Below are 25,355 nucleotides of genomic sequence, written 5' to 3' on the forward strand. Positions count from 1 at the left end.
TGTTTTCTTTCGGGATAAAGTATGCTAAAATGATATATACTAACAAAAGGAAAGCTTTATCAAACCGAAATGCAAAAGAAGGTGAAAAATTTGGAGAGTCAACCGCAATTTACAAAAATGTGTCCGCGTTTTGAAACCGCCTTTTCATGTCTGGGTAAGCGCTGGAATGGATTGATTATTCAATCCATGATGAGCGGTCCCAAGCGGTTTAAGGATATTTCCAATCTGATTCCCACAATGAGTGACAAAATGTTATCAGAGCGGATGAAGGATCTGGAAAATGAAGGGATTCTTACACGCCATGTATATCCGGAAACTCCTGTCCGCATTGAATATGAGCTAACCACCAAAGGTCGTGCACTTCAGCCAGTTATGGAGCAGATTCAATTTTGGGCTGAGGAATGGATTAGATGATCACCAAACTCATTAAGTGTTTTTCATAGCAAAACAGCCTTTTCCTAGGAAAAAGGCTGTTTTTTTATTTTGTGATAGGCAGTACGGCTTAATAGCTTTTAGCACGGCCTGCTACTGAGAATACTCCGGCTGTTGTACGGCGGGGGACACGGGATTGAATATCCAGTGCGGCTGTACGAAATGTGCCTAAGCACGAGTGGCAAAGTCTTCCTGCATAAATGGGAGAACGGCAAGACTCGCAAGGATAATCAAGCTGACTGTATGTGGAGGGAAATTTGCCTGCTCTTACCCAATCTGTGAGCAAATCCATAGGTGTGCCAGTCACATCACTGAGTTGGCGGGTATGAGTAGAAGGATGCCTCCATAGATAGTTAGAACAGCGGTCAAAGAATATATTTTCTTCTTGAATACAAGTGCTACACAGGTTTCTAAGATTTTGACGGAAAATGGAACCGCATTTTGGGCAATTCGAAGTATGTATCTCCATAGAAACCAGTCCTTTGTATCGGAATATAGTAGTATTTTAAAATTTATTAGTTACATATTACTATGACTTTATACCTATATCAATCTTTATTTAAAGAAATTGCTGATCTTTGAGTATATGCTGGCATCGAGATTGACATTACTCTATTACTTATGTAGTATAACTTACATAAAGTTACTATATGAATAAAATAAACTGTATGCGATAAGGAGATTTTAATGATACCATCTTTATTTTTAGCCCACGGATCACCTATGCTTGCTATTGAACAGACGGACTATACTGCATTTTTAGAGCAGTTGGGGAAAAGCGTTCACCCTAAGGCGATTGTTATCTTTACAGCTCACTGGGAGACACAAATGTTAACGCTTAGTTCAATGGATGACATATACGATACAATTTATGATTTTGGAGGTTTCCCACCGGAACTGTACGAAGTGAAATATCCAGCACATGGTTCTGTTGAACTAGCTAATAAGTTGAAAAAGTTATATGAACAAAACGGCATCGAGGTACAAACTGATCATGTGAGAGGACTGGATCATGGTTCCTGGACATTGTTGCATCGTATGTATCCTGAGGCAGACATTCCGGTAGTTCAGATTTCCGTAAATCCGTACCTCTCGCCCAAAGTACAATTTGCCATTGGTGAAGTGCTGCGTGAGTTGGGAGAACAAGATATTCTGGTCATTGGCAGTGGCGTGACTGTCCATAATCTGCGTATTGTCAAATGGGGAGAAACGAAAACGGAACGTTGGGCAATTGATTTTGATGACTGGATTATCGAAAAAGTGCAAAGCGGAGATATAGAAGCTTTAGATCACTATGAAAGCGAAGCGCCGTATGCTCGTCAGGCTGTACCTAGAGCAGAACACTTTGTACCGTTGTTTATTGCAATGGGTAGTGGCGACCCTGCAAACAAAGCTAAGGTCATCCATAGAAGCTATGAGATGGGAAATTTAAGTTATCTATGTTTGCAGTTTTAAAGTGGGTAGGCAGAAGAAGGTCGAGTTATGTGCTTTGTTACTGTCCCGTCCGTTCTCTAAAAAATGGGGAGTGGAATAAAATTAGGGAGTGTTATAAGCTAATAATGGCTTACAGCACTCCCTTTTACATTAAAAAAAATTTATTATATCCGGCAAATCTCACGTGGGCACAATTCACAATGACATACACCTTGCAGCATTTCCAAATCCTTGACAACAATCATACCATTATCGTATTCGACTGCATTTTTCTTACGCAGATCACTGAGCATCCGATTTACACTTTCCCGGGTAGCACCGATCATATTTGATAAGTCAGTATGAGTAATCTTTTTATGAATCAGAATATAGTCGCCGTGAGGCTCACCATAGGTGTTGCATAGTCGGATGAGTGTGGAACATAGAGCGCCAGGCTTGCCGTACATCATCAAATCGCGGAACTTGGTCTGGGTAATGCGGTGATGCGATCCCATCCATTTCATAAAGTCAATCGCAAAATCACAATGCTGACAAATAAGCAACTCCAAATCTGTATGATCGATTACGCCAATATCACTGTCCTCCAGAACCTCAGCAGAAAAGGAATGCTTAGTGCCGAAGAAAGGATCAGCTTGACCAACAAGATCGCCGCTTTGATACATATATAGAATAAGTTCCTTACCCTCATCCGTTGTTTTGGTCACTTTTACGCGTCCGCGCTTAATATAAAACAGCTTATCCGCTGTATCTCCTTCCCAGAACAGATGCGAACTTTCTGGCATGACTCGATCTTTCATCATCACTTGCAGCCGGTTGAAGCTGGCCTCCGAGAAGCAACAGGTGTTGCCGCGGGCTTCCATTACATTTGTAGGGTTTCTCATCGTCCATTTCCCCTTTGTATCCTATGTTATTTTATCTGCAACTTGATCAATTCAAATTCATTATATACCTGTGCAATGCGTTTTTGGGGCAAGATGAGGGGGTAAAAGTGGCAGAATTCCAAACTTTGTGATTTAATTCACTTCATAAAATAAAATTTTAAATAGATTGTGAAAAAAATCACAAAATATCTTAGAAAGCTGTGTTACGATCAGTGCGTGAACAAGAGATAGTACACGAGATAACAGGAGGATGAGGGAAATGGCTGTTAAAAACGAGGTTATCCAAAAAGAGCAAAGCGCAGAGCAGTATATTCAAACGCTGATTGACCGGGCGAACCGGGCACAGCAAGCTTTCATGAGTATGAATCAGGAACAGATTGACGAAATCGTACAAGCTATGGCACTCGCAGGGATGGATAAGCACATGCACCTCGCGAAGTTGGCTGTTGAAGAAACAGGACGTGGTGTGTACGAGGACAAAATCACCAAAAACATGTTTGCAACAGAATATGTCTACCATAGCATCAAAAATGAGAAAACCGTCGGTGTCATTGAAGACAATGACTTTGATAGTTTTCAAAAGATAGCTGAACCAGTCGGTATTATCATGGGGATTACTCCAGTAACAAACCCAACTTCGACTACGATGTTCAAAGCGTTAATTGCCATTAAAACACGTAACCCAATCATTTTCGGCTTCCATCCATCTGCTCAATCGTGTAGTGCGGAAGCAGCCCGCGTCTTGCTTGAAGCAGCTGTTAAACATGGTGCTCCAGCGGATTGTATTCAATGGATTGAAGCACCTTCGATGGATAAAACAAATGTACTGATGAACCACTCTGATGTAGCGTTGATTTTGGCAACTGGTGGATCAGGCATGGTTAAGGCAGCTTATAGCTGTGGTAAACCTGCACTTGGCGTAGGTCCTGGTAACGTACCTTGCTTTATTGAGAAAACAGCCGATATCAAACAGGCCGTGAACGACCTTATCCTTTCTAAATCTTTTGATAACGGTATGATTTGTGCTTCGGAACAAGCTGTAATTATTGAAGAGCCTATCTTCGAGCAAGTGAAGAAATTAATGATTGCTAATGGTTGCTACTTTGTAAATAAAGAAGAGGCAGCTAAGCTCACTCAAGGAGCTATGAATGTAGAAAAATGTGCAGTGAACCCGGCCATTGTCGGCCAGTCTGCTGTAAAAATTGCTGAAATGAGCGGTATTACAGTACCGGCAGGAACCAAAATTTTGGTCGCTGAAATTGAAGGAGTAGGAACCAAATTCCCATTATCTGCGGAAAAATTGAGTCCGGTATTGGCTTGCTACAAAGTAAAAAATGCAGAGCAAGGTATCCAACGTGCTGCTGAAGTCGTAGAGTTCGGCGGTATGGGTCACTCGTCAGCAATCCATTCGCAAGATGAGGATGTTATTGCTCGCTTCGCAGACCGTTTGCAAACAGGACGTATCATTGTAAATGCACCTTCCACACATGGCGCAATCGGTGATATTTACAACACCAACCTTCCTTCGTTGACACTTGGTTGCGGTTCGTACGGTCGTAACTCGACTTCGTCGAACGTATCTGCAGTTAACTTGATTAATGTGAAAAGGGTGGCGAAACGGACGGTGAATATGCAATGGTTCAAAGTACCTTCCAAAATCTATTTTGAAAAAAATTCGACACAGTATCTTGCTAAAATGCCTGATATCACACGTGTAGCCATTATCACTGACCCTATGATGGTGAAACTCGGATATGTGGACCGTGTCATCCATTATTTGCACCAGCGTCAAACACCGGTTGCTATTGAAGTGTTCTCCGAAGTAGAGCCAGATCCATCGACAGTTACGGTAGAGCGCGGTACTGAAATGATGAGACGTTTCCAACCGGATTGCATCATCGCACTCGGCGGCGGTTCGCCAATGGATGCTGCTAAAGGCATGTGGATGTTCTATGAATATCCGGATACTGATTTCAATAACTTAAAACAAAAATTCATGGATATCCGTAAACGGATTTACAAGTACCCACGTCTGGGTCAAAAAGCACAATTTGTGGCTATCCCTACAACTTCGGGTACAGGTTCGGAAGTTACATCGTTTGCAGTTATTACGGACAAAAACCTGGGCAACACGAAGTACCCGCTGGCTGACTATGAGTTGACTCCTGATGTGGCAATTATTGACCCTGTGTTTGTATATTCGCTGCCTAAAACTGCTGTAGCCGATACAGGTATGGACGTTCTGACCCATGCTATCGAGGCTTATGTGTCTGTAATGGCCAATGATTACACAGATGGTCTGGCAATTAAAGCTATTCAACTGGTATTCCAATACCTGGAGCAATCGGCTCTGACTGCTGATAAGCTGGCTCGCGAAAAAATGCATAATGCTTCTACACTTGCAGGTATGGCGTTTGCTAATGCATTCTTAGGTATTAACCATAGTCTTGCACATAAATGGGGCGGACAATACCATACAGCGCATGGCCGCACGAATGCTATCTTGCTGCCGCACGTTATTCGCTACAATGCGAAAAAACCGACAAAATTTGCATCATTCCCTAAATATTCGCACTTTGTTGCAGATGAGCGCTATGCAGAAATCGCACGCATACTGGGACTGCCTGCACGTACCACTGAAGAAGGGGTTAACAGCTTAATTGACGCGATCCGTAAGTTGAACAAAACACTCGGTATCGAGGAATCGTTCCAACAACTTGGTTTCGATCCAAAAGACTTTGAATCACGTGTAGATTATTTGGCTGACCGCGCTTTTGAGGATCAATGTACAACTGCAAATCCAAAGCTGCCGCTGGTTACTGAATTGGCTGATGTATACCGTAATGCCTTCTACGGACGCTTTGATCAATAATATAATAGTATGAAGAGGCTTGTAACTAAGCATTTTCCTATACAATACCAATGCAGGCTCTCTATATAGAGGGCCTCTTGGTTTGGGAAGGGAGGTGAACGGCAAGGCTAGAGGTATACGCGTGAAGCTAGGGAAAATAAAGTGACAAAAATCACTCATATTGTGATTTTTGTCACATACTACACTCTATCATTATTCTACAATAAGAGTGTAAGAAAGGTCCCGACACTGAGCGTAAGGCATCGGTGAAAAGGCCGGGCTCAAGAAATAGTTTAAACGTGAAAAAAATCACAAGTCCGGAAGACCAAACAATTTGGAGGGATTTACATGTCGGTGATTGAGAGAGAATTACAAGAGCAACAATCTGGCTGGAGAGGTTTTAAAAAAGGAAAATGGACTAAAGAAGTTAACGTCAACGATTTTATTGAAACAAATATCTCACCTTATGTTGGCAATGAAGAATTTTTGGTTGGTCCTACCGCCAATACAACTGCATTGTGGGAAATTGTATCTGATCTTACTAAAAAAGAGTTGGCAAACGGCGGCGTTCTTGATGTAGACGTAAATACGCCATCCACCATTATTTCACATAAACCAGGCTATTTGGACAAGGACAAAGAACAAGTTGTCGGCGTACAAACAGATGCTCCATTCAAACGTTCTTTGCAGCCGTTTGGTGGAATTCGAATGATGATCGATGCTTGTAAAGCCTATGGTTTTGAAGTGCCACAAAGCATTGTTGACATTTTCACTCATATCCGTAAAACACACAACCAAGGTGTATTTGATGCTTATACAGATGAAATGAGAGCAGCTCGTAAAGCTGGGATCATTACTGGTCTGCCAGATGCATACGGTCGTGGTCGTATAATCGGTGACTATCGTCGCGTAGCTCTGTATGGTGCAGACTTCTTGATCCAAGATAAAAAACTTCAATTGAAAAGCCTTGAAGTTGATTCCATGGAAGAAGACGTAATCCGTCTGCGTGAAGAAATTTCTGAACAAATTCGTGCTTTGAATGAATTGAAACAAATGGCTGCTGAGCACGGTTTTGATATTTCTAAACCAGCTAACAATGCAAAAGAAGCTTTCCAATGGGTATATTTTGGATATCTTGCAGCGATTAAAGAACAAAATGGTGCAGCAATGTCCTTGGGACGTGTATCTTCATTCCTTGATATTTATACTCAACGTGACCTTGAGGAAGGTGCGATGAACGAAGAACAAGCTCAGGAACTGGTCGATCATTTTGTTATGAAACTGCGTATTGTTAAGTTCCTGCGTACACCTGACTACAACGAACTGTTCAGTGGTGACCCAACTTGGGTAACAGAATCCATTGGTGGTATGTCTGTCACTGGAGAAACTCGTGTTACCAAAAACAGCTTCCGCTTCTTGCACACACTGTACAACTTAGGACCTGCTCCAGAACCTAACTTGACTGTACTGTGGTCAGAAAAACTGCCTGAGGGCTTTAAAAAATATTGTGCAAAAGTTTCTATTGAAACTAGCTCCATTCAATATGAAAATGACGATTTGATGCGTCCAATCTACGGCGATGATTATGGTATTGCTTGTTGTGTATCCGCTATGAGAATCGGTAAACAAATGCAATTCTTTGGCGCTCGTGCCAACTTGGCAAAAGCTCTACTGTATGCCATTAACGGCGGTAAGGATGAAAAATCCGGCGTTCAAGTAGGACCTGAATTCCCAGCTATTACAAGCGAAGTGCTGGATTACGAAGAAGTGTTAAGCCGTTTCAAACCTATGATGGAATGGCTGGCAAAACTGTACATGAACACTTTGAATGTTATTCACTATATGCATGATAAATATAGCTACGAACGCATTGAAATGGCGTTGCATGACCGTGATATTCTTCGTACCATGGCTTGTGGTATTGCGGGTCTGTCAGTTGCTACCGACTCCTTGAGCGCCATTAAATATGCAAAAGTTAAACCAATTCGCAACGAAAAAGGAATTGCTGTTGACTTTGAAATCGAAGGCGAATATCCTTGCTACGGTAACAATGATGACCGCGTAGATACTATCGCTGTAGAACTGGTAGAAAGCTTCATGAGCATGATCCGCAAACATAAAGCTTATCGTAATGCGGTTCCTACTCAATCTGTACTGACCATTACTTCCAACGTGGTATACGGTAAGAAAACAGGTACAACACCTGATGGACGTAAAGCAGGCGAACCGTTCGCACCAGGTGCAAACCCAATGCATGGTCGTGATAAAAAAGGCGCTCTGGCATCTCTGAGTTCCGTAGCCAAATTGCCTTATGAACACAGCTTAGATGGTATCTCGAATACCTTCTCCATCGTGCCTAAAGCACTGGGTAAAGAAGAAGAAACACGCAAAACAAACCTTGTTTCGATGATGGATGGCTACTTTGGAAGCCACGCACATCATCTGAATGTCAATGTGTTTGCTCGTGAACAACTGTTGGATGCAATGGAACACCCAGAAAACTATCCACAACTTACGATTCGTGTTTCCGGTTATGCTGTTAACTTTATCAAGCTGACTCGTGAGCAACAATTGGATGTTATTAACCGTACTTTCCACGGTACAATGTAAATAAGTTTTACGTATCATATAATACACTGACGCACGCATAGCGGATGCGGGAAGGATGATGCAACATGTTGAAAGGTCACATACACTCATTGGAAACCTTCGGGACCGTAGATGGTCCCGGCATCCGCTTCGTGCTCTTTATGCAAGGATGCTTGTTGAAATGTCAATATTGCCATAATCCGGACACTTGGGCCTTAAATGAAGGTAATCCGATGACGTTAGAAGAAGTATTGGCTGAGATTGAACCATATTTAGCCTATTACCGTTCTTCGGGAGGCGGATTAACAGTTTCCGGTGGAGAACCGACATTACAAGCTCATTTTGTAGCAGAGTTGTTCAAAGAAGTGAAACGTCGCTGGAATTTGCACACGACATTGGACAGTAACGGCTTTAATGATGCAGGTCGTATCCATGATCTACTGGACGTAACGGATTTGGTACTACTAGATATTAAACACATTGATAACGACAAGCATATTAAGCTTACAGGCAAATCCAACGATCGTATGCTAAGTACGGCCCGCTGGTTGTCTGAGCAAGGGCGAAAAATGTGGATTAGACACGTATTTGTACCGGGTATCCATGACGACGAGCAAGATCTACTCAATTTGGGACGGTTCATTGGAACGTTGAACGGAGTCGAGAAATTCGAAATTTTACCTTACCATCAAATGGGTGTTTACAAATGGGAAATGCTCGGTAAGGCATATCCGCTGGAGGGAGTTCCGTCTCCTACAGATGAAGAAGTTCAACGTGCTTACCGGCTCATTGAAGAGGGTCGTCTGGAGACTGCAGGAACGGATACTGCTTGTCATCCATCATAATGTTGTAGTAAGTTTTGCAAAGCAAAAAATGAGTATACAGCGTGCACCAGTATTAAACGGTGCACGCTGTTTTAATTTGTCTTGAAATATTTAAGATAAAAAACTTTTTTAGGCTGCGACTTGAATCGGCTTGTTCTTGCTCTGCTCACTTCTTAGTTTTCAGAAAAACGTTTCATTGTTATCTAAGTTCTTGTATTTAAAGGTAATTTTCAGTACCTGATTAACGTTGATAGATACAATGAAAATTTACTAAAATATGTACTTAGATTTCACAGCACGAACTTTCGGTCGAAGTATATACAGTAAATAAATATAAAATTTATGCTACTGAAACTGAAGAGAATCATAATAGTCTTGTTTTATTGAAATTTTCAATATTTTATGAATTTTTTATTATAAAACAACAATATATATAATAATAAGGAAAAAAATGTTTACTTTTTCACCTAATTATTGTACTATGAATTTGTAAATTATAATAAAAGAAAAGGAGACAAGAAACATGGTAAAATCTAAGCTGCTAGGTTTAACTGCTCTCTCAGCTCTCACTTTATCTTTAAGTTTTGTACCTACTCAACTAACCTATGCTAAAGAAAATATGAACTCAAACACGAGTTCACAATCGGTTATTGAACAAACATTAACAAATGAAAGTGTAGTTACACCTCAAGGATCAAGGTCATATCAACTGGGTCAAACTTCTGCATCTATTTATTTAAATGGGTCTTTGGATGTACAGATTTATACGGCCTCAAGTAGTTCAGATTTGTATAGTATTGATATTTATGATAGTAACGGTAGACATGTCTACCAGCGTGATAGAAATCCTAGTGAAGGATCTAGTTTTCATGTAAGTGGTTTATATGGTTATCATACAGTTCGTGTTCAAACTTATAATAATAACGGAACTTATTCTCTAACTTGGCCTTGATTAATGACCATTTTTATTGGGTGCCCAAAGTCGATTTGATGACTTGGGGCACCTTTTCTTTTCACAAAGAGAGGACTACTACCTAACGATAAAGTAATTGTTTCACTTTGTTTATGGTTAATTTTCATATTCCAGTCATTCATAAATGCCATACTCTCTAGTTACAAGTTGATAAGATGAGAGTTTTAAATAAAGCACCTATGAACAAAAATTAGCTTAATAAAAAGAGATTATTCCAATAGAGGACTTTTTATGACGAAATAAATTAGCAAGATCGGAAGCCAAATCTTTAAATCTAATAGCCTATTTATTTAGTAGATTTTTAATGTATTAAGGGATAATTCTTTTCGTTTATTGCAATCACAGGAGAAAGTTCCCTTTTTTTCATGATCGTCAAAATTTCCAGAAACTTTTTGACAACTGTCGCGTCTAATAGTATGACTTTTCACGGGAATGATAATAATTTGGGGATAGAAGGAGACAGACAATGAATTTCAAGAAATGGACCATGCTCACCGCCTTGGCGGTAGCTCAGGTGGCTGCAGTAGCCCCTGTAGGAGCAGAAGCAGCATCAACAAGCGTTCAATCCACCGATTCGGTTAGCGCCCAGCAGACGACCAATGTTGCTGATTCCGGCGTTCAGAATAGTATCGGAGATCAAAATGGAACAAGCACACCAGCTAATACGGTAACACCTGATAACACGGGTGTATCCAATGATCCATTGACTGGGCTGCCTACAGATACCACTAACGGATCGAACGTAACCAATGATGTATACGGTGGAGACGGAACGATCACCAATCCTGGTGGAGCTCCAACATCCATGAATGCGAATCAACTGATTTTGTATTTGAACAGTGCTAAAATGGAACAAAACGGACAGGTATATACGGCAACTCAGCCGATGACAGTCAAAGACGGAGTTTCCTATGTAGCTATCCGTTCTCTTGTCAGCCGTGTCGGATTGCAGTTTAGTTATGACACTGCCACCAAAGAAACCGTAATCACCCAAGGAACAAATGTCCTACGCTTCAAAACAGACAGCAAAGTTTATACGGTTAACGGTGAAGCTAGACAAATGAAGGGACCGGCTTTCCAACAAAAGAACGTATTTATGGTACCGTTGACCTCGATTACGCAGGCCTTAAATATTCCTTATACTGTGAATAATACAACTAAACAAGTTATCATGGATTTGAATCAGAAGCCAAAAGCTTCTTTCACGGTTCAACAAAAAGATATCTATGCGGGTGAAACTCAAGTTACGTATTTGACCAAGGAATCTTCTCCTACAGGTCTTCCGATTGTGAACCAACGTTGGGAAGGTAAGCAGGACGTATTTCAGGAGCCGGGTACATATGTAGTTACCTATTCCGTTCTTGACTCTGCTGGGAACTGGAGTGATCCTTACTCAGTAACAATTACAGTAAGACCGCCAAACCAGCCGCCGGTAGCTCTGTTTACAACGGATAAAAAAGAGTACAAGATGGGTGAAAAAATTACCATTACCGACCTGAGTACTGACGATGAGAATGCGATCACTAAGCGTGATTGGGAGAACAAGAAACTTGCCTTCTTCCAGCCAGGTGATGTAACCATTACACTGACCGTGACTGATAAGCATGGCGCAACAGGTACCAAAAGTGAAACAATTAAAATTACGAATGAACTGCTATACAACGAAGATGATTTCAATAAAATTTTCACGCCATATGGCGATAAATACAGTGTAGATGGCAGTCAGGTGCCTACAATGCCTACCATTCCTTTGACTAGTACATCTTCGCCACGTCTTCTGATTCGTGCCAACAGCCCGGAACGTGTGTTCCAGGATGGTATCGTATATCAGGAAACCGGATCAGGCAGTACCCGTATTCTTGTCCATCATGTGAATGAAACGGGTAGAGATGTAAAGATGTATGTGATTGCGACCAACAACAATATCACGCCTACCAATATTAATGTCGAAAATTCAGGCTTTGCTGGACCATCTGAATTTGCTACAGCTGCGGGAAAAGTTTCAATTCAAAAATATTTTCAGTCTATGATAGATGGAAGCAAACGTTCTAGTACGGTTCTGAATCCAGGCGAAAGCCGTATTATTTTGCAGGATTTGAATGAGAAAAAAATGAAACAAAAACAAGTCATTTCTCTCTTGTCCGATCTATACACGGATCAGCCAATCCAATATACGGTCATTATGGTGGATGCAAATGCAGATCCAATGACTGTACTGCCTACACTGGCAAAACTGCCTAAGGACGGTATTCATAACCGTGGAACATACGCGAATTCGGATATCTCGCTCAATTTTACCGAAGAAGTTGGTAAAACAGCTCAACGTATCGTTCTTGGTGATAATAAGGTAGACCCGAACCTGATTGGTACCGACGGTCTGGACGGCTCCTCTGCTTCTAATGCTGGTAACTTTGGTGTTGTATATAAGGTTAAGTTGGACCATGTAGCGCCGTATTCACTGATTGCGTTCAACCCGCGTGGAGGCGAATATTCCGGCTATGCGATGGTGAACAATCAGGTTGTGGGCATACCGACAAATGGTGCTGTATGGGCTCCGAATGAGATGAGTGTGCTGTATCGCACAGGTCATATCGAAGAAAGTGTAGAGATGTATTTCACTGCAGCTGCTGGTAGTAATCTGCCGGTTTCCGTAGTAGTTATGCCTTTACCAGCTATTAAAAACTAATTTTAAATAATCGGTGCTGTTTACCGGTATAGACCACTTGAGTCTCATCATTCACCGTTTTAAAAGTCGATGTCACTTGCAGGATATAGGCGTTCTCCCGTTGCGAACTTGGTTGCAGCACTGGAGAACGTCTTTTTCTTATGAGTAGCGTGAATATCTCTTATAATATTGACTTTAATCGTGGTATAATGAATAGATGCAAGCCTAAGCCTGCATCAGAAAACCTGAAACTATAGACAGGGGAGGGTGAAACGCATGCTGACAAAGGATGAGATTATCGCAACGATGTCCGCTCAGGGGCTGCGTATTACAGATCAACGCAAGACGTTGGCCACGTTATTTTCCGAGAATGAAGGGTATCTGTCCCCTAAAGACGTTTATGAATATATGGGTAAGAAGTACAGCGGACTTAGCTTTGATACAGTATATCGCAATCTGCGTGTAATGCAGGAATTGGGTGTACTGGAGCAGGTATCTTTTGAGGATGGGATGAAGTTCAAGGTGAGCTGTAATGAACATCATCACCACCACCATATGATTTGCTTGAGCTGTCAGAAAACATTGCCGATTTCTTTTTGTCCAATGCAAATGACAGATACAACAGATCAATTCCAAATCGTCGAGCATAAGTTTGAAATTTTTGGTTATTGCAAAGACTGTCAGCAGAAGAATGGGCATACTGAGAGTAATTCGGATGGGGGTTTCAAACAGACGAGCAGTCACACTCACAGCCACGGGGGCTACTGAAATGAAAATCACCACGCGCAGAGTGGTACAGGCTCCGATTCAGTTTTATCGTGCTTACATTTCACCATTAAAGCCGGCTACCTGCAGGTTCTATCCGACGTGTTCGGCGTATGCGCTAGAGGCGGTAGAAGTGCATGGTGCGCTCAGAGGCTCATGGCTAGCTGCAAAGCGTATAGCTAAATGCCATCCATTTCATCCCGGCGGTGTAGATTTGGTCCCTCCTGCAAAAAAGGGGTTAGATCAGTCTGACAAAGATCGTTTGGTTACCCACACCGAGAAGGGTCTGACTTGACAGCGCCATGCCGATTTGGTTATATTTTGGTTAATATTGTTTTCCTGTGAAGGGATGAGTAAGGTAAGTCGTCCAGTACAGAGAGCCGGAGTTAGCTGAAAACCGGTCTGGAGTGAAGCCTGAATATGGTCCTGGAGGAACCTTTTTCGAGCGTATTTGCCACAGTGAAGCTATGTTCAGGAGGCAATCGTAAGGAGGAGGCGTGATCCAGCGTTAATGGGCGGTCAGATGTGACCGGTGAAGCCTGTATTCTGCGAGGGTACAGGGAATTTGGGTGGTAACGCGTGAGGTGACTCTCGTCCCATAGGGACGGGGGTCTTTTTTGTGCCCAATTTGTGTCGAATTCATGAATTGGAGTACCTATCATGGTAGCAAATCTTTTGCTGTCGTGAACAAAACAGGAGGAACATACATGTCTAGTGAGAACACATTTTACATTACAACACCGATCTATTATCCCAGTGACAAGCTCCATATAGGACATGCCTACACGACGGTAGCGGGTGATGCGATGGCTCGCTACAAGAGGCTACGGGGCTATGAGGTTCGTTATTTGACAGGAACGGATGAGCATGGCCAGAAGATTGAGCAAAAGGCAAGTGCAGCTGGCAAAACGCCGCAACGTTTCGTAGATGACATCGTGGCAGGTATTCAAGACCTGTGGCGGAAGCTCGACATTTCCAATGACGATTTTATCCGTACTACGGAGGAACGTCATAAGGCTGTCGTACAGGAAATCTTTGATCGTTTATTAAAACAAGGCGATATTTATAAGGGAGAATACGAAGGTTGGTACAGCATTCCTGACGAGACTTACTACACAGAAACTCAACTCGTTGACGTCGTGAAGGACGCTGAAGGTAATGTAACTGGAGGTAAGAGCCCGGATAGTGGACACCCTGTAGAACTGGTCAAGGAAGAGAGTTACTTTTTCCGCATGAGCAAGTATGCTGATCGGTTGCTGCAATTTTATGAAGAGAACCCGCAGTTTATCCAACCGGAATCCCGGAAAAAAGAAATGATTAACAACTTCATCAAGCCGGGGTTAGAAGATCTGGCTGTTTCCCGTACAACTTTTGACTGGGGTGTTAAGGTCAAGGGGGACCCGAAGCATGTCGTATACGTGTGGATTGACGCACTTTCTAACTACATCACTGCCTTGGGGTATGGCTCTTCTAATACTGAGCTGTACGATAAATTTTGGCCAGCAAATGTGCATATCGTAGGTAAAGAGATTGTACGATTCCACACGATATATTGGCCAATCATGCTGATGGCACTGGACCTTCCGTTGCCTAAAAAAGTATTTGCACATGGTTGGTTACTCATGAAAGATGGCAAAATGTCGAAATCTAAAGGCAATGTGGTAGACCCGGTAACGTTGATTGACCGTTATGGTCTGGATCAACTTCGATACTACTTGCTGCGCGAGGTGCCATTTGGAGCGGATGGAACATTCACACCTGAAAGTTTTGTAGATCGTGTAAATTCGGATTTAGCCAATGATCTGGGCAACTTGTTGAATCGTACGGTAGCGATGGTAGACAAATATTTTGACGGCAAAGTTCCCGCTTATGAAGCCAATGTAACCTCATTCGACGCAGCTTTGGTAGATATGGCAACATCGACTTATAGTAAAGTTGAAGAAGCTATGGAAAACATGGAATTTTCCGTGGCTTTAACGGCGATTAGCCAATTTATTAGCCGTAGCAACAAGTATATTGACGAGACGCAACCTTGGAATCTGGCTAAGGATGAGGCAAAACGTCGCGAATTGGCATCTGTTATGGTGCATTTGGTAGAAAGCTTACGTATTGCTTCCATTTTACTTCAGCCTTTCTTGACGCGTGCACCTCATCAAATTTGGGAACAACTCGGTATTCGTCAAGGGGAGCTGACTACATGGGATAGCGGCAAGCAATTTGGACGTATTCCAGAAGGAACGCAGTTGGTCAAAGGTAATCCGATCTTCCCCCGTCTGGACTCTGAGCAAGAGGTTGCTTTTATCGTAGAAGCAATGACTGGAGGTAAGAAACCGGAGGAAGCTGCCACACAAGCTCAACCGCTGAATGCATCTGAGGCGAGCCAGGAAGCACCGGAGCCGAAAGAAGAGATTGGCATTGAGGATTTTGCCAAGGTAGAACTGCGCGTTGCCCAGGTTGTTGCCTGTGAGCCTGTGAAGAAGGCCGATAAACTATTGAAGCTTCAGCTCGATCTTGGTTATGAGCAGCGACAGGTGGTATCAGGAATTGCGAAGTTTTATACACCTGAGGATATCATTGGGCGTAAGGTGATCTGTGTGACCAATCTTAAGCCAGTAAAACTTCGGGGTGAGCTGTCGCAGGGTATGATTTTGGCAGCATCACATGGGGATCAGCTTACATTGGCCACTGTACCGGATGGTATGCCAAATGGTGCGATTGTAAAATAAGAGGCTATATAAAATAAAAGAACGTAAAAAGCGTATGCTTGGATATTATTCTCCCAGGCATACGCTTTTTGGCTTGTATCATATTTTTCTCTGTCTATACGTATGTTTTAGTAGGTAGGGCTTGTATTTGCTCTGCGTGTTCACTAAGACAGGTGGGAGGAAATGATGATGTCAGATGTCAACGCCGGGTTGGCCATCGTTGCTGGACTGGTTTCTTTTTTTTCACCGTGCTGCTTGCCACTATATCCATCCTATTTATCGTATATAACAGGAATGTCGGCACGTGAACTGGCTGAAGGACGGCACAGGGCAGAGGTTCGCTATCGTACGATGGGACACACGCTTGCTTTTGTATTAGGCTTTTCGGTTGTTTTTTTATTCACTGGGGGCAAGTGTCGGGTTGCTTGGAGAATGGTTTGCCAATTATGGGGATACGCTAAGAGTCGTAGCGGGGCTACTTATTATACTCATGGGTCTGGTATCTCTTGGTTTCGTGCGTCCATTATTTCTAATGAGAGAGCATAAGCTGCGCTGGACATGGAAGCCTGCCGGTTACGCCGGTTCCTTTGTAATCGGAATTGGGTTTGCGGCAGGCTGGTCACCCTGTATCGGTCCTATGCTAACAGCTATTATCGCTTTGGCGGCAGTAGAGCATCACATTTGGTTCAAGCTGATTACTGGCTACGCACTTGGTTTTGCGATTCCGTTTTTTGTATTGGCTTTGCTGGCAGGCTCTGTTAAGTTATCGTCCCGTTATACTTCCATCCTTATCCAAATAGGTGGCATGCTGCTTGTGATCACTGGCGGTCTGCTGGTAACGGATCATATGACAGATGTTACGCTTTTTTTACAACGGATTACCCCGGATTGGATGCTGGTTATGTGAAATATTCGATACGACTTAAAGGAAAATGTTCAAAAATGCGTTCTGTGATAAACTCCCGTAGTGCATTTTGCTGTTCATCGGGATAAACATATTTATTCTGGCCCCAGCGGCCCCATTTTTTTTTACGTTTTTCTATGTCCATTTCCAGTTTGGTTTTCGGGTAACGTTTCTCGATAACAGCTTTGGATGTTTTGGTAAAGCGATGCTGAATTAATTCGAATGTCAGATCCTTCGTAGCATGCTGGGGCAAGGTTTCTCCCAATCTACGCAGCAGCTCTCCGTATCCTTCTTCCCAGCCGTCATACCAAATGATGGGTGCGATGATGAACCCCAGCGGATAACCGGCCCGTGCGATTTTGCCCGCTGCTTCAATACGTTCCTCAAAGCGCGAAGTTGCAGGTTCAAACTGTTTAATAACATAATCGGAATTAATGCTAAAGCGGATGCGAGTATGGCCATTATGTTTAATATCCAGCAATGGATCAACATGATGATATTTTGTAACAAAACGAAGTCGGCCAAATTCCTCATCTGCCATGAAACGAATCAAGTCTCCAAGTGATCCAGTGATATGCTCCAAACCAACCGGATCAGAGGTACAAGCTGCTTCAAAACGAGTAATTTCAGGCGCCCGCTCCTCGATATAGGCTTTAGCTGCTGATATGATATCGTCAGTATTGACATAGATCCGAATATACGGCTTTGCTCCTAAGGTTGTTTGTAAATAACAGTAGTGACAGTGCCCCATGCAACCAGTCGAAATAGGGATGGCATATTCGGCAGAGGGCTTGGATTGGTCAAAAGTTAATGTTTTACGGATGCCGACAACCAGTGTCTTTTTTGCCATTCGGTATTTTTCAACTTCAGTTTCACCTGGTAAATTGGTAATTCGGTTGTGAGAGGTCGTCATACGATACGGAATATCCTTGGCTTTGACCCAATCCATAATACGCTGGCCTTTGGGATAATTTAGTGCGTCTGGTTCAAAAAACACCAGATCAGGCATGAATGGCTTGGTTCCTCTGATTTGGACAGGAGTACGCTCAAGCGTAGACATGGCTAACGCTCCTTTCGAAATAAATCCTCTGTGCTCTGGTGTCCAACTCTAAAGCATCTCCGCAGAAAGTAACGATACAGGGGCGACAACATTAGTGTACCCTGCTTAAATTGAACAAATCGTGGCAATAGATGTGAGTGGAGGGACGAGACTTGCCAATGAGCGATGATAACATGTATCATTACATAGTAGGTTTAATGCAGGAAATGAAGGCGGTAAGCGCCCGTTCAATAACAGAAAAGAGGGAAACAAGTGCCAACGCCAAGCATGGAAGATTATTTGGAGCGCATTTACCAACTGATCGATGAGAAGGGATATGCTCGTGTCTCGGATATCGCAGAGGGTTTGGAGGTGCATCCTTCGTCCGTCACCAAGATGATTCAGAAGTTGGATAAGGACGATTATCTTGTATATGAGAAGTATCGGGGACTGATTTTGACACCGAAAGGGAAAAAGGTCGGCAAACGGTTGGTTGACCGCCACCAGTTACTAGAGCAATTTCTGGATATGATTGGGGTTGACAAGGACCTAATATATAAAGATGTGGAAGGTATTGAACACCATTTGAGCTGGGATTCCATCACACGTATCGAGACATTGGTTGAATATTTCCGCCGAGATGAAGATCGCTTGCGCCAGCTTCATGACATACACAAGGAATTGAGTGGGGATTCCTAAAAGCATCTGTCCTTACGGACAATGCTTTTTTTTATTTTCCTGACCGCAACAAATATCTGGTTATTAGCGTCTATCCATTATATAGCAGGACAAGATAGGGGTTAAAATTAACAGGGGTAGCGGAGGATTATAAAGATATGAATCGGAAGAAAATAGGGCTCATGGTTGCGGGTCTACTCTTAGCAGTACAGACTGCCATCGTGCCTGGAGTTCAAGCGGCATCAACTGGTGAGATTGAGATTATATTGGACGGACAGTCCCTGCAAAGTGATGCGTCACCGTACATTGTACAGGGCGCGAATGTCACGATGGTTCCTTTGCGAGTGATTAGTGAGGGATTAGGCGCACAGGTCAACTGGTCGGCATCGTCTGGTACGGTAACGATTACAGCACAGAACAAAAATATATCTATGGATAATGGTGCACAAAGCGCTACTGTGAATGGCAAGTCGGTTCGATTGGACGCATCTGCGCGTATGTCAAGTGGGAGAGTCATGGTACCACTGCGTTTTGTTGGGGAAGAGTTGGGGTTAAAAGTAGACTGGCAAGCCTCAGAGCGGGTCATTACGTTAAGCAGTGGTAAAGAAGGTTCCTCTACTGGTGGGAGTACTTCTGTGGGAAACAGCAGCTCAACATCAAATAACTCAGCATCTGGCAATCAGGAGAGTGTTAGTACCGATCAGGGAGCCAAGGAGGATGGACAGGACGCTGTTACCTCACCGTCAACCTCTACTAATGAGGAAGGTTCAGGTTCCTCACAGGGAAATGTGGCTCAGGTGAAGGCTACAACCTTTATGCGTGGAGCATGGATTTCCACCATTAATGGAGACTGGCCTTCTTCATCTGCACGAAGCAGTTCCGAGAAGCAAAAGCAGGAGTTTACAAAAATGCTCGATGATTTGCAGGGTATGGGCATTAACGCGGTATTTGTTCAGGTTCGTGCCAGCGGGGATGCGCTTTATCCGTCTGATCTTGTGCCATGGAGCAAGTATTTAACGAATACCCAGGGTAAAAATCCAGGCTATGATCCGTTGAAATTTATGATTAGTGAATCACATAAGCGGGGGATGGAATTCCATGCCTGGTTTAATCCGTTCCGTGCTAATTCTACAGGAACAACTAGCGGTTTGGCAGCAAACCATGTGGCTAATCAACATCCGGATTGGATTGTTAAGAATGGTAGCCAGTTGTACATCAATCCTGGAATTCCAGCTGCACGTCAGCATGTCATTGCTGCGATTATGGAGGTCGTAAACGGATACGATATTGACGGTGTCCATTTGGATGATTATTTTTATCCTTACAGCGGGACTTTTGATGATGATGCGACATTCAAAGCATATAACGCCAACAAAATCTCTAACAAAGGTGACTGGCGGAGAGATAATGTAAATAGTTTTGTTCGCGATTTGGGTAAAAGCATTCATGCCAGCAAGTCGAAAGTTCAATTCGGGATTAGTCCTTTTGGCGTGTGGCGCAACAAGTCTCAGGACTTAACGGGTTCAGACACCAAGGCAGGCGTTACTGCGTATGACACGACATTTGCAGATGTAAGAACCTGGATTAACAAAGAATGGATTGATTATGTAGCTCCACAAATTTACTGGAGTATCGGTTTCCCAGCAGCTGGATATGACAAGCTTGTCGCATGGTGGTCCAATGAGGTCAAAAATTCAGATGTTAAGCTGTATATTGGCCATTCCCCTTATAAAATCGGCACCCCTGAAAAAGGATGGCAATCCGCTCAAGAGTTAATTAAGCAGCTTGAACTGAACGAGAATTATAAGCAGGTCAAAGGGGATATTTATTTTAGTGCACAGCATTTGCGGAAAAATCCATACGGACTCATTCAACTTCTTCAAAATTATTATCAATTATGATATAAATTGGATCATTTAGGTTCTATATGGACCTCCGTTCTCATACATAAGCAGTAGAACTGCTTACTCCCAAGAGAACGGAGGTTTTTTGATCTATGCTGATCAATGCTGTGTTCCAGGGTGGAGGGGTTAAGGGAATATCGCTGGCGGGTGCAGTTAAGGCTGCGGAAGAGCATGATATTGTATTCAATCGTTTGGCTGGTACATCATCAGGTGCTATTGTAGCTGCTTTATTGGCTGCGGGATATACGGCGGATGAAATGAAAGCCGTAATTGAGAAAACTCCCTTGGTCAAGTTGTTAAGACGTTCTCCAGTGTTCAATATTAAGTGGGTTGGGCCAGCAGCACGTATCTTTCTTAAAAAAGGGCTCTACTCAGGAGAGGCACTAGAGCATTGGGTACGCGAGCTGTTACTAGCTAAAGGAGTGCGTACATTCGCGGATCTACCTCCTGGCAAGCTGCGCATTATTGCATCAGATATTACGAATGGACGCATTTTGGTGCTTCCTGAGGATATCAAACGTTTTGGTATAAACCCCTCTTCACTAGAGGTAGCCAAGGCCATTCGGATGAGCACGAGTATCCCTTATTTTTTTGATCCTGTTATGTTAAGACTTGATTCTGCACTTGCCAAGGGAAAAACCTTTTCCCAGCAATTTGTATTTGTTGTTGATGGAGCCTTACTCAGCAATCTGCCTCTATGGCTTTTTGATGAGCCTGTCAATGAACGTGAGGCCAAAACGATTCCAACGGTAGGATTTCAAATGGTGGGCAAAACAGGGACGGAGACCAAGGTTTCTTATATACGAGGCCCATTGACCATGCTGCAGGCTATTTTTGATACCATGCTATCGGCACATGATGAACGGTATATTGAGCAGGAGAATCGGTATCGGACCATTAAAATTCCAACTTTGGGTATCCGCACTGCCCAATTCAGCATTTCACCAGAGCAAAGTGATTTGTTGTATGCTTCCGGTGTGCAGGCAGGAGAAGCTTTTTTCCACAAATGGAGCATCACTTCTTACCAGCAGCAGTATAGTAAGTATCAATTGATGAAAGATACCATGTACGCCATGAAATAAACACCACTTACTGGCAGTTGAAGTATTTTCAAAGGAAGTAAAAAAGGAGCCTCTTCCCGGTCATATTGCAAAACACGGGTGATGGCTCCTTTGTGCTACATTTTAAAGGTTGATAATGATTAATGATATTTAGGTTGTTCCTCTTCATTTTTGCCCTTGGAACCCTCAATGACATGAAAAGGATACGCTTTGCGTTTGCTTGTAGTCTGCTGTTTACGTGCACTGGCTGTTTTGGTCATGGTGCGCACAGAGGGCTTAACTTTGGGAGTTCGCTTGCGTTGTCCTGGCTGGTATTTGTACAGCAGAAATATAACTGCAAAAATAAAGATGGGGATTAGTAAACTAATGAGAAAGCCCCAGCTACCTTTCCATAGCATATCTACAATTCCATATGCGCCCAAAGCAAGGGTAAGCCAGAAAATAACGGCATGTCTGTACATCATTCACTCATCCTTTCAAAGGATCAAGGACCGGACTGTTGAGAGTCTCCTTTACAGGTACATTTTCTAACTCAGCATCCAATTCAAGCATACGCTTAAATGAGGCAATCGATACCTCCACTTGATCATCGGTCGGTTCTTTGGTGGTAAGCAACTGCAGCCATAGGCCGGGGTAACCTAGATAACGAAGCACTGGAATTTCCCGAAGTGCATTGGTCAGCTTGAGAAATTCAAAAGAAAGACCCAATACGATCGGAAGCAGTAAAAGACGTTGCCCCATGCGCTCCCACAGATTATCGTAGGTAAACAGGGAGTAGACGAGTACCCCGATAATCACGGTGAGCATAATAAAGCTGCTACCGCAGCGATAATGCAGTCGGCTATATTTTTGTACGTTGGCTGGAGTCAGTTCTTCCCCAGCTTCAAATGCAGTAATCACTTTATGCTCCGCGCCGTGATATTGAAACAGTCGCTTAATTAACGGAGTTTGGGAAATACCCCATAAATAAGCGAGCAGCAAAATCAGCTTAATAGCTCCTTCAGCGAGATTATGCAAAATCTGGTTGTGAAACAAGCCGCCAAACAGGAAACTCTCCATAACAACCGGAACCAGGGTTAATACAATTTTGCCAAAGAGGAAGGACAATATACCGACCGCAGCCACGCCGATCATCATGCTCAGGCTCCAACGGGATTCCTCTTTTTTCTTTTGTTCAGCGCGTTCTTCCGGATCTACTTCATCATCAGCATACGCATCGGCTGAATAGTTCAAATGCTTGGTGCCCTTGGCACTGGAGTCGATGATGCTGACAATCCCCCGCAATAACGGAATTCTGCGGAATTTGGACACCCAGGATTGCTCCTTACGTGGTACTTCCAAATATGTGATTTCGCCAGATTTGCGGCGAACTGCCGTGACATTGACACGCTTGCCGCCGAACATGACACCTTCAATGACTGCCTGACCGCCGTAGCTCACAGGCTTGGATGCTTGTGACAACCGTCTCACCTCTCTTAATACATACTTTTTTGTATATTGTATCGAATTTGGAAGGGAATATCTAGTTAGACGAAAATGGGATGGAGTGACCTGCTAATTTTATCATTCGAAAAGGAAATTTAATCATAACGGAGAAGATGGAAATCCTTGTAGTGTGGGGAGATATCATGCCATAGGTTTAAAAAAGCATTTATGAGAGCGGTCAGACTGCCCCCATAAATGCTTATTATCGCCAGTTATAAAATCAGACGGAATCGCCAGATCAAATTCATTGCGTAATTGCCCCGACAGTCTCATCCACCAGTCCCTTTGACGAGACCGGGCCGCCAAACGTCCATGTTGTACTGGCCAACGGATAAGTACGTTTTTCTTTGACGAATTTCAAACCATTCCAAACAGAATTGTTTTTCATAGATGAGCCGAAAACATTATCGTCTGGCTGCACAATATAGATAAAGTTGCTGTCCTGAACGGCTGACAGAGCTTCAATGCCAACCGTTGAAAAGCCATACGATTCAACCTTGCTCGGTTTCCAATCGTTAACCAAACCGATCTTCGCCAGTGTTCCCACAACGACTGAATTATCTGAAAACATACGCAGACTGGCTGCATTTTGCGAAGTAAAAGCCTGTGTCAGTATAAAATGGAAATCCGATTTGTTTGCAGCGGCGAGCTTTTGTTTGGCTTCGGCATAATGCTGATCCAGATCGGCAAGCACCTGCTTAGCTTTATCCTCTTTTCCAAGAGCGACTGCGATACTATTAAAAATCTTCACCATCTTATCATAGTCGTAGCCGTTACCATCGTTCAGATTATATTCAATCGTCGGTGCGATGGCCTTGAGTTGCTCATAGATTGCTTCATTCCCATCAAAATTGGATATGATGAGATCCGGCTTTAATGAAGCAATCGCCTCCAAATTAGGCTCGTTGCGTGTACCGACATCGACCACGTTACTGTCCAGAGCCGCCTCTGGAGTCACATACACCTTATAGTTGGCATTGTCCGCATTACCAACTGGCTGAACGCCCAATGCAATCAAATCCTCCGTAAATGTCCATTCAAGCACCACGACACGCTGCGCGGGCTTGTCAAGCGTGAGTTCACCACGATTATGCTTTACTGTCACAGGACCGGTCGCTGCTTCAGTGGGTTTGCTACCCGACGTAGTTGTCTGACCTTTATCTGCAGCATTGTCAGTTGCTCCACAACCTGCCAGTGTGAGCATAAAAGTCAGTAACAATAAGAATCCGATAAATTCCTTTTTCATAGATTGCGTTCTCCTGTATAAACGTATTATAAAATGATAATGATTATCATTTTCATTAATATATTATGAAACAGGATTGAAATTTTGTCAATGCAAAGATTATTAAATCCACTCTTCGACTTCATTGTTAAACTGCTCCCCATTGGAGCATACTACCTCTCAAAATGGATAGGCACGAATTTGGTGGAAGTACACATGCTTTTCCTTATAACAATGAGTCCTTACCATGAGAAAATTTATTCATTTTGAAAGGAGATCCAACCACATGAGTGAAACTTACTCTATACCGAAAATAGGTCATGATCAGGAACAGTCCCGTGAATCTCAAGATCAACGTAATCATAATGACAACAGTAGCAGAGGCAGACAACAGTCAGGCAAAGTACATACACCGCTCATTCCCTTTGCACTTGAGCTGGGTTTTTTTGCGGGTTTGCTCTGGGGATTGCTGCGCTGGCTGTTTTATACGCTGCACTTTACAGTAGTGGCGCCTGGCTTTCTGGCAGAGCCGTTTTTCAAGCATTCGTTCATGAACACCATGGCAGGGCATTTGGTGGGGTTGCTGTTTTTTATTGCATTGTCCGTGGTAGCGTCATTGGTGTACACCCTGATTTTGCGTAGGTTTAATGGCCCTATACCCGGTATTATATACGGTCTGATTTGGTGGGTTATTTTATTTGTGTTAACAGGCCCTAAGTTAGGGATGATGAACCCTCCTTATCGATTAACATGGAATTCCATATATACAGAAGTTTGCGTATTTATACTGTGGGGACTATTTATCGGATATACCGTTGCTGTCGAGTATACGGATGAAAGAATGCGCGAGCCTGAGAAGGCTGGGGACAGAACGTAACAAAAACTTCTCAAGCGCCTATCCCCTGTGTTAAAATAGCATTTGGTTATTTGACAGAGGGGA

The 25,355-nt window shown here is 43.1% G+C and carries 19 protein-coding genes and 1 pseudogene; 15 read left to right on the forward strand and 5 right to left on the reverse strand.

The window, feature by feature from the left end:
• Positions 1 to 69 precede the first annotated feature (69 nt).
• Together C400_RS0115080 and C400_RS0115085 are read left to right on the forward strand one after the other, a co-directional pair.
• The gene (locus tag C400_RS0115080; protein ID WP_013371810.1) at positions 70 to 414 is read left to right on the forward strand and encodes a winged helix-turn-helix transcriptional regulator; all 345 of its coding nucleotides are present in this window, start codon (positions 70 to 72) and stop codon (positions 412 to 414) included.
• A 705-nt stretch (positions 415 to 1,119) separates the two neighbouring features.
• Positions 1,120 to 1,887, forward strand: coding sequence for a dioxygenase family protein (locus C400_RS0115085; RefSeq protein ID WP_017427485.1), 768 nt, complete (start codon positions 1,120 to 1,122; stop codon positions 1,885 to 1,887).
• 143 nt (positions 1,888 to 2,030) lie between these two features.
• Here the strand turns inward: C400_RS0115085 and C400_RS0115090 are convergent, their stop codons facing one another.
• Positions 2,031 to 2,747 (reverse strand): Crp/Fnr family transcriptional regulator, encoded by a 717-nt coding sequence (locus tag C400_RS0115090; RefSeq protein ID WP_014599995.1) that lies wholly within the window; start codon positions 2,745 to 2,747, stop codon positions 2,031 to 2,033.
• Positions 2,748 to 3,006: 259 nt separating this feature from the next.
• On the opposite strand from C400_RS0115090, the gene adhE reads away from it, so the two are divergent.
• From adhE to C400_RS0115140, 9 genes and pseudogenes are all read left to right on the forward strand, one after another.
• A complete protein-coding gene (gene adhE, locus C400_RS0115095) occupies positions 3,007 to 5,619 on the forward strand; it encodes a bifunctional acetaldehyde-CoA/alcohol dehydrogenase (RefSeq protein ID WP_017427486.1) in 2,613 nt (870 codons plus the stop codon).
• A 327-nt stretch (positions 5,620 to 5,946) separates the two neighbouring features.
• Positions 5,947 to 8,208: a formate C-acetyltransferase gene (gene pflB / locus C400_RS0115100; protein ID WP_016822312.1), complete on the forward strand. Its 2,262-nt coding sequence runs from the start codon at positions 5,947 to 5,949 to the stop codon at positions 8,206 to 8,208.
• Between the two features lie 65 nt (positions 8,209 to 8,273).
• Entirely contained in the window at positions 8,274 to 9,032 is a 759-nt protein-coding gene (gene pflA / locus C400_RS0115105) for a pyruvate formate-lyase-activating protein (protein ID WP_016822311.1), read from the forward strand.
• A 502-nt stretch (positions 9,033 to 9,534) separates the two neighbouring features.
• Complete coding sequence (locus tag C400_RS0115110) at positions 9,535 to 9,963, forward strand: hypothetical protein (protein WP_017427487.1); 429 nt, start codon at positions 9,535 to 9,537, stop codon at positions 9,961 to 9,963.
• A gap of 487 nt (positions 9,964 to 10,450) precedes the next feature.
• Positions 10,451 to 12,670: a copper amine oxidase N-terminal domain-containing protein gene (locus C400_RS0115115; protein WP_017427488.1), complete on the forward strand. Its 2,220-nt coding sequence runs from the start codon at positions 10,451 to 10,453 to the stop codon at positions 12,668 to 12,670.
• A gap of 255 nt (positions 12,671 to 12,925) precedes the next feature.
• Positions 12,926 to 13,417, forward strand: a complete 492-nt coding sequence (locus tag C400_RS0115120) for a Fur family transcriptional regulator (protein WP_016822309.1) — start codon at positions 12,926 to 12,928, stop codon at positions 13,415 to 13,417.
• Between the two features lies 1 nt (position 13,418).
• Complete coding sequence (yidD, locus tag C400_RS0115125) at positions 13,419 to 13,709, forward strand: membrane protein insertion efficiency factor YidD (protein WP_016822308.1); 291 nt, start codon at positions 13,419 to 13,421, stop codon at positions 13,707 to 13,709.
• A 412-nt stretch (positions 13,710 to 14,121) separates the two neighbouring features.
• Entirely contained in the window at positions 14,122 to 16,140 is a 2,019-nt protein-coding gene (gene metG, locus C400_RS0115135) for a methionine--tRNA ligase (RefSeq protein WP_017427489.1), read from the forward strand.
• A gap of 168 nt (positions 16,141 to 16,308) precedes the next feature.
• A pseudogene (locus C400_RS0115140) lies at positions 16,309 to 17,026 on the forward strand (cytochrome c biogenesis CcdA family protein).
• On the opposite strand, the gene splB reads toward C400_RS0115140, so the two are convergent.
• The gene (splB, locus tag C400_RS0115145; protein WP_017427491.1) at positions 17,019 to 18,083 is read right to left on the reverse strand and encodes a spore photoproduct lyase; all 1,065 of its coding nucleotides are present in this window, start codon (positions 18,081 to 18,083) and stop codon (positions 17,019 to 17,021) included. The pseudogene C400_RS0115140 and the gene splB sit on opposite strands and share 8 nt — an antisense overlap.
• A gap of 252 nt (positions 18,084 to 18,335) precedes the next feature.
• Between splB and mntR the strand changes: the two genes are divergently transcribed.
• From mntR to C400_RS0115160, 3 genes are all read left to right on the forward strand, one after another.
• On the forward strand, positions 18,336 to 18,761 hold the full coding sequence (gene mntR, locus C400_RS0115150) for a transcriptional regulator MntR (protein WP_007430946.1): 426 nt from the start codon (positions 18,336 to 18,338) through the stop codon (positions 18,759 to 18,761).
• A gap of 137 nt (positions 18,762 to 18,898) precedes the next feature.
• On the forward strand, positions 18,899 to 20,641 hold the full coding sequence (locus C400_RS0115155) for a family 10 glycosylhydrolase (protein WP_017427492.1): 1,743 nt from the start codon (positions 18,899 to 18,901) through the stop codon (positions 20,639 to 20,641).
• 95 nt (positions 20,642 to 20,736) lie between these two features.
• Positions 20,737 to 21,726, forward strand: a complete 990-nt coding sequence (locus C400_RS0115160; protein ID WP_016822303.1) for a patatin-like phospholipase family protein — start codon at positions 20,737 to 20,739, stop codon at positions 21,724 to 21,726.
• Positions 21,727 to 21,845: 119 nt separating this feature from the next.
• Here C400_RS0115160 and C400_RS0115165 read toward each other — a convergent pair whose 3' ends face one another.
• The 3 genes from C400_RS0115165 to C400_RS0115175 all read right to left on the reverse strand — a co-directional run bounded on the left by C400_RS0115165 (position 21,846) and on the right by C400_RS0115175 (position 24,436).
• The gene (locus C400_RS0115165; RefSeq protein WP_017427493.1) at positions 21,846 to 22,166 is read right to left on the reverse strand and encodes a hypothetical protein; all 321 of its coding nucleotides are present in this window, start codon (positions 22,164 to 22,166) and stop codon (positions 21,846 to 21,848) included.
• Between the two features lie 7 nt (positions 22,167 to 22,173).
• On the reverse strand, positions 22,174 to 23,166 hold the full coding sequence (locus C400_RS0115170; RefSeq protein WP_017427494.1) for a DUF1385 domain-containing protein: 993 nt from the start codon (positions 23,164 to 23,166) through the stop codon (positions 22,174 to 22,176).
• Positions 23,167 to 23,434: 268 nt separating this feature from the next.
• Positions 23,435 to 24,436 carry an ABC transporter substrate-binding protein gene (locus C400_RS0115175; RefSeq protein ID WP_017427495.1) on the reverse strand — a complete coding sequence of 334 codons (1,002 nt, stop codon included), beginning with the start codon at positions 24,434 to 24,436 and terminating at the stop codon, positions 23,435 to 23,437.
• Positions 24,437 to 24,701: 265 nt separating this feature from the next.
• Between C400_RS0115175 and C400_RS0115180 the strand changes: the two genes are divergently transcribed.
• On the forward strand, positions 24,702 to 25,292 hold the full coding sequence (locus C400_RS0115180; RefSeq protein ID WP_016822299.1) for a YqhR family membrane protein: 591 nt from the start codon (positions 24,702 to 24,704) through the stop codon (positions 25,290 to 25,292).
• Positions 25,293 to 25,355 lie beyond the last annotated feature (63 nt).

The organism is Paenibacillus sp. ICGEB2008 (assembly GCF_000307675.1).
Lineage (GTDB): Bacteria > Bacillota > Bacilli > Paenibacillales > Paenibacillaceae > Paenibacillus > Paenibacillus polymyxa.

Bases quoted from the DNA above. Each gene is read 5' to 3' on its own strand.
- C400_RS0115080 (WP_013371810.1), top strand. From the start codon at position 70: ATGCAAAAGAAGGTGAAAAATTTGGAGAGTCAACCGCAATTTACAAAA.
- C400_RS0115085 (WP_017427485.1), top strand. From the start codon at position 1,120: ATGATACCATCTTTATTTTTAGCCCACGGATCACCTATGCTTGCTATT.
- C400_RS0115090 (WP_014599995.1), bottom strand. From the start codon at position 2,747: ATGAGAAACCCTACAAATGTAATGGAAGCCCGCGGCAACACCTGTTGC.
- adhE (WP_017427486.1), top strand. From the start codon at position 3,007: ATGGCTGTTAAAAACGAGGTTATCCAAAAAGAGCAAAGCGCAGAGCAG.
- pflB (WP_016822312.1), top strand. From the start codon at position 5,947: ATGTCGGTGATTGAGAGAGAATTACAAGAGCAACAATCTGGCTGGAGA.
- pflA (WP_016822311.1), top strand. From the start codon at position 8,274: ATGTTGAAAGGTCACATACACTCATTGGAAACCTTCGGGACCGTAGAT.
- C400_RS0115110 (WP_017427487.1), top strand. From the start codon at position 9,535: ATGGTAAAATCTAAGCTGCTAGGTTTAACTGCTCTCTCAGCTCTCACT.
- C400_RS0115115 (WP_017427488.1), top strand. From the start codon at position 10,451: ATGAATTTCAAGAAATGGACCATGCTCACCGCCTTGGCGGTAGCTCAG.
- C400_RS0115120 (WP_016822309.1), top strand. From the start codon at position 12,926: ATGCTGACAAAGGATGAGATTATCGCAACGATGTCCGCTCAGGGGCTG.
- yidD (WP_016822308.1), top strand. From the start codon at position 13,419: ATGAAAATCACCACGCGCAGAGTGGTACAGGCTCCGATTCAGTTTTAT.
- metG (WP_017427489.1), top strand. From the start codon at position 14,122: ATGTCTAGTGAGAACACATTTTACATTACAACACCGATCTATTATCCC.
- splB (WP_017427491.1), bottom strand. From the start codon at position 18,083: ATGTCTACGCTTGAGCGTACTCCTGTCCAAATCAGAGGAACCAAGCCA.
- C400_RS0115155 (WP_017427492.1), top strand. From the start codon at position 18,899: ATGAATCGGAAGAAAATAGGGCTCATGGTTGCGGGTCTACTCTTAGCA.
- C400_RS0115160 (WP_016822303.1), top strand. From the start codon at position 20,737: ATGCTGATCAATGCTGTGTTCCAGGGTGGAGGGGTTAAGGGAATATCG.
- C400_RS0115165 (WP_017427493.1), bottom strand. From the start codon at position 22,166: ATGTACAGACATGCCGTTATTTTCTGGCTTACCCTTGCTTTGGGCGCA.
- C400_RS0115175 (WP_017427495.1), bottom strand. From the start codon at position 24,436: ATGAAAAAGGAATTTATCGGATTCTTATTGTTACTGACTTTTATGCTC.
- C400_RS0115180 (WP_016822299.1), top strand. From the start codon at position 24,702: ATGAGTGAAACTTACTCTATACCGAAAATAGGTCATGATCAGGAACAG.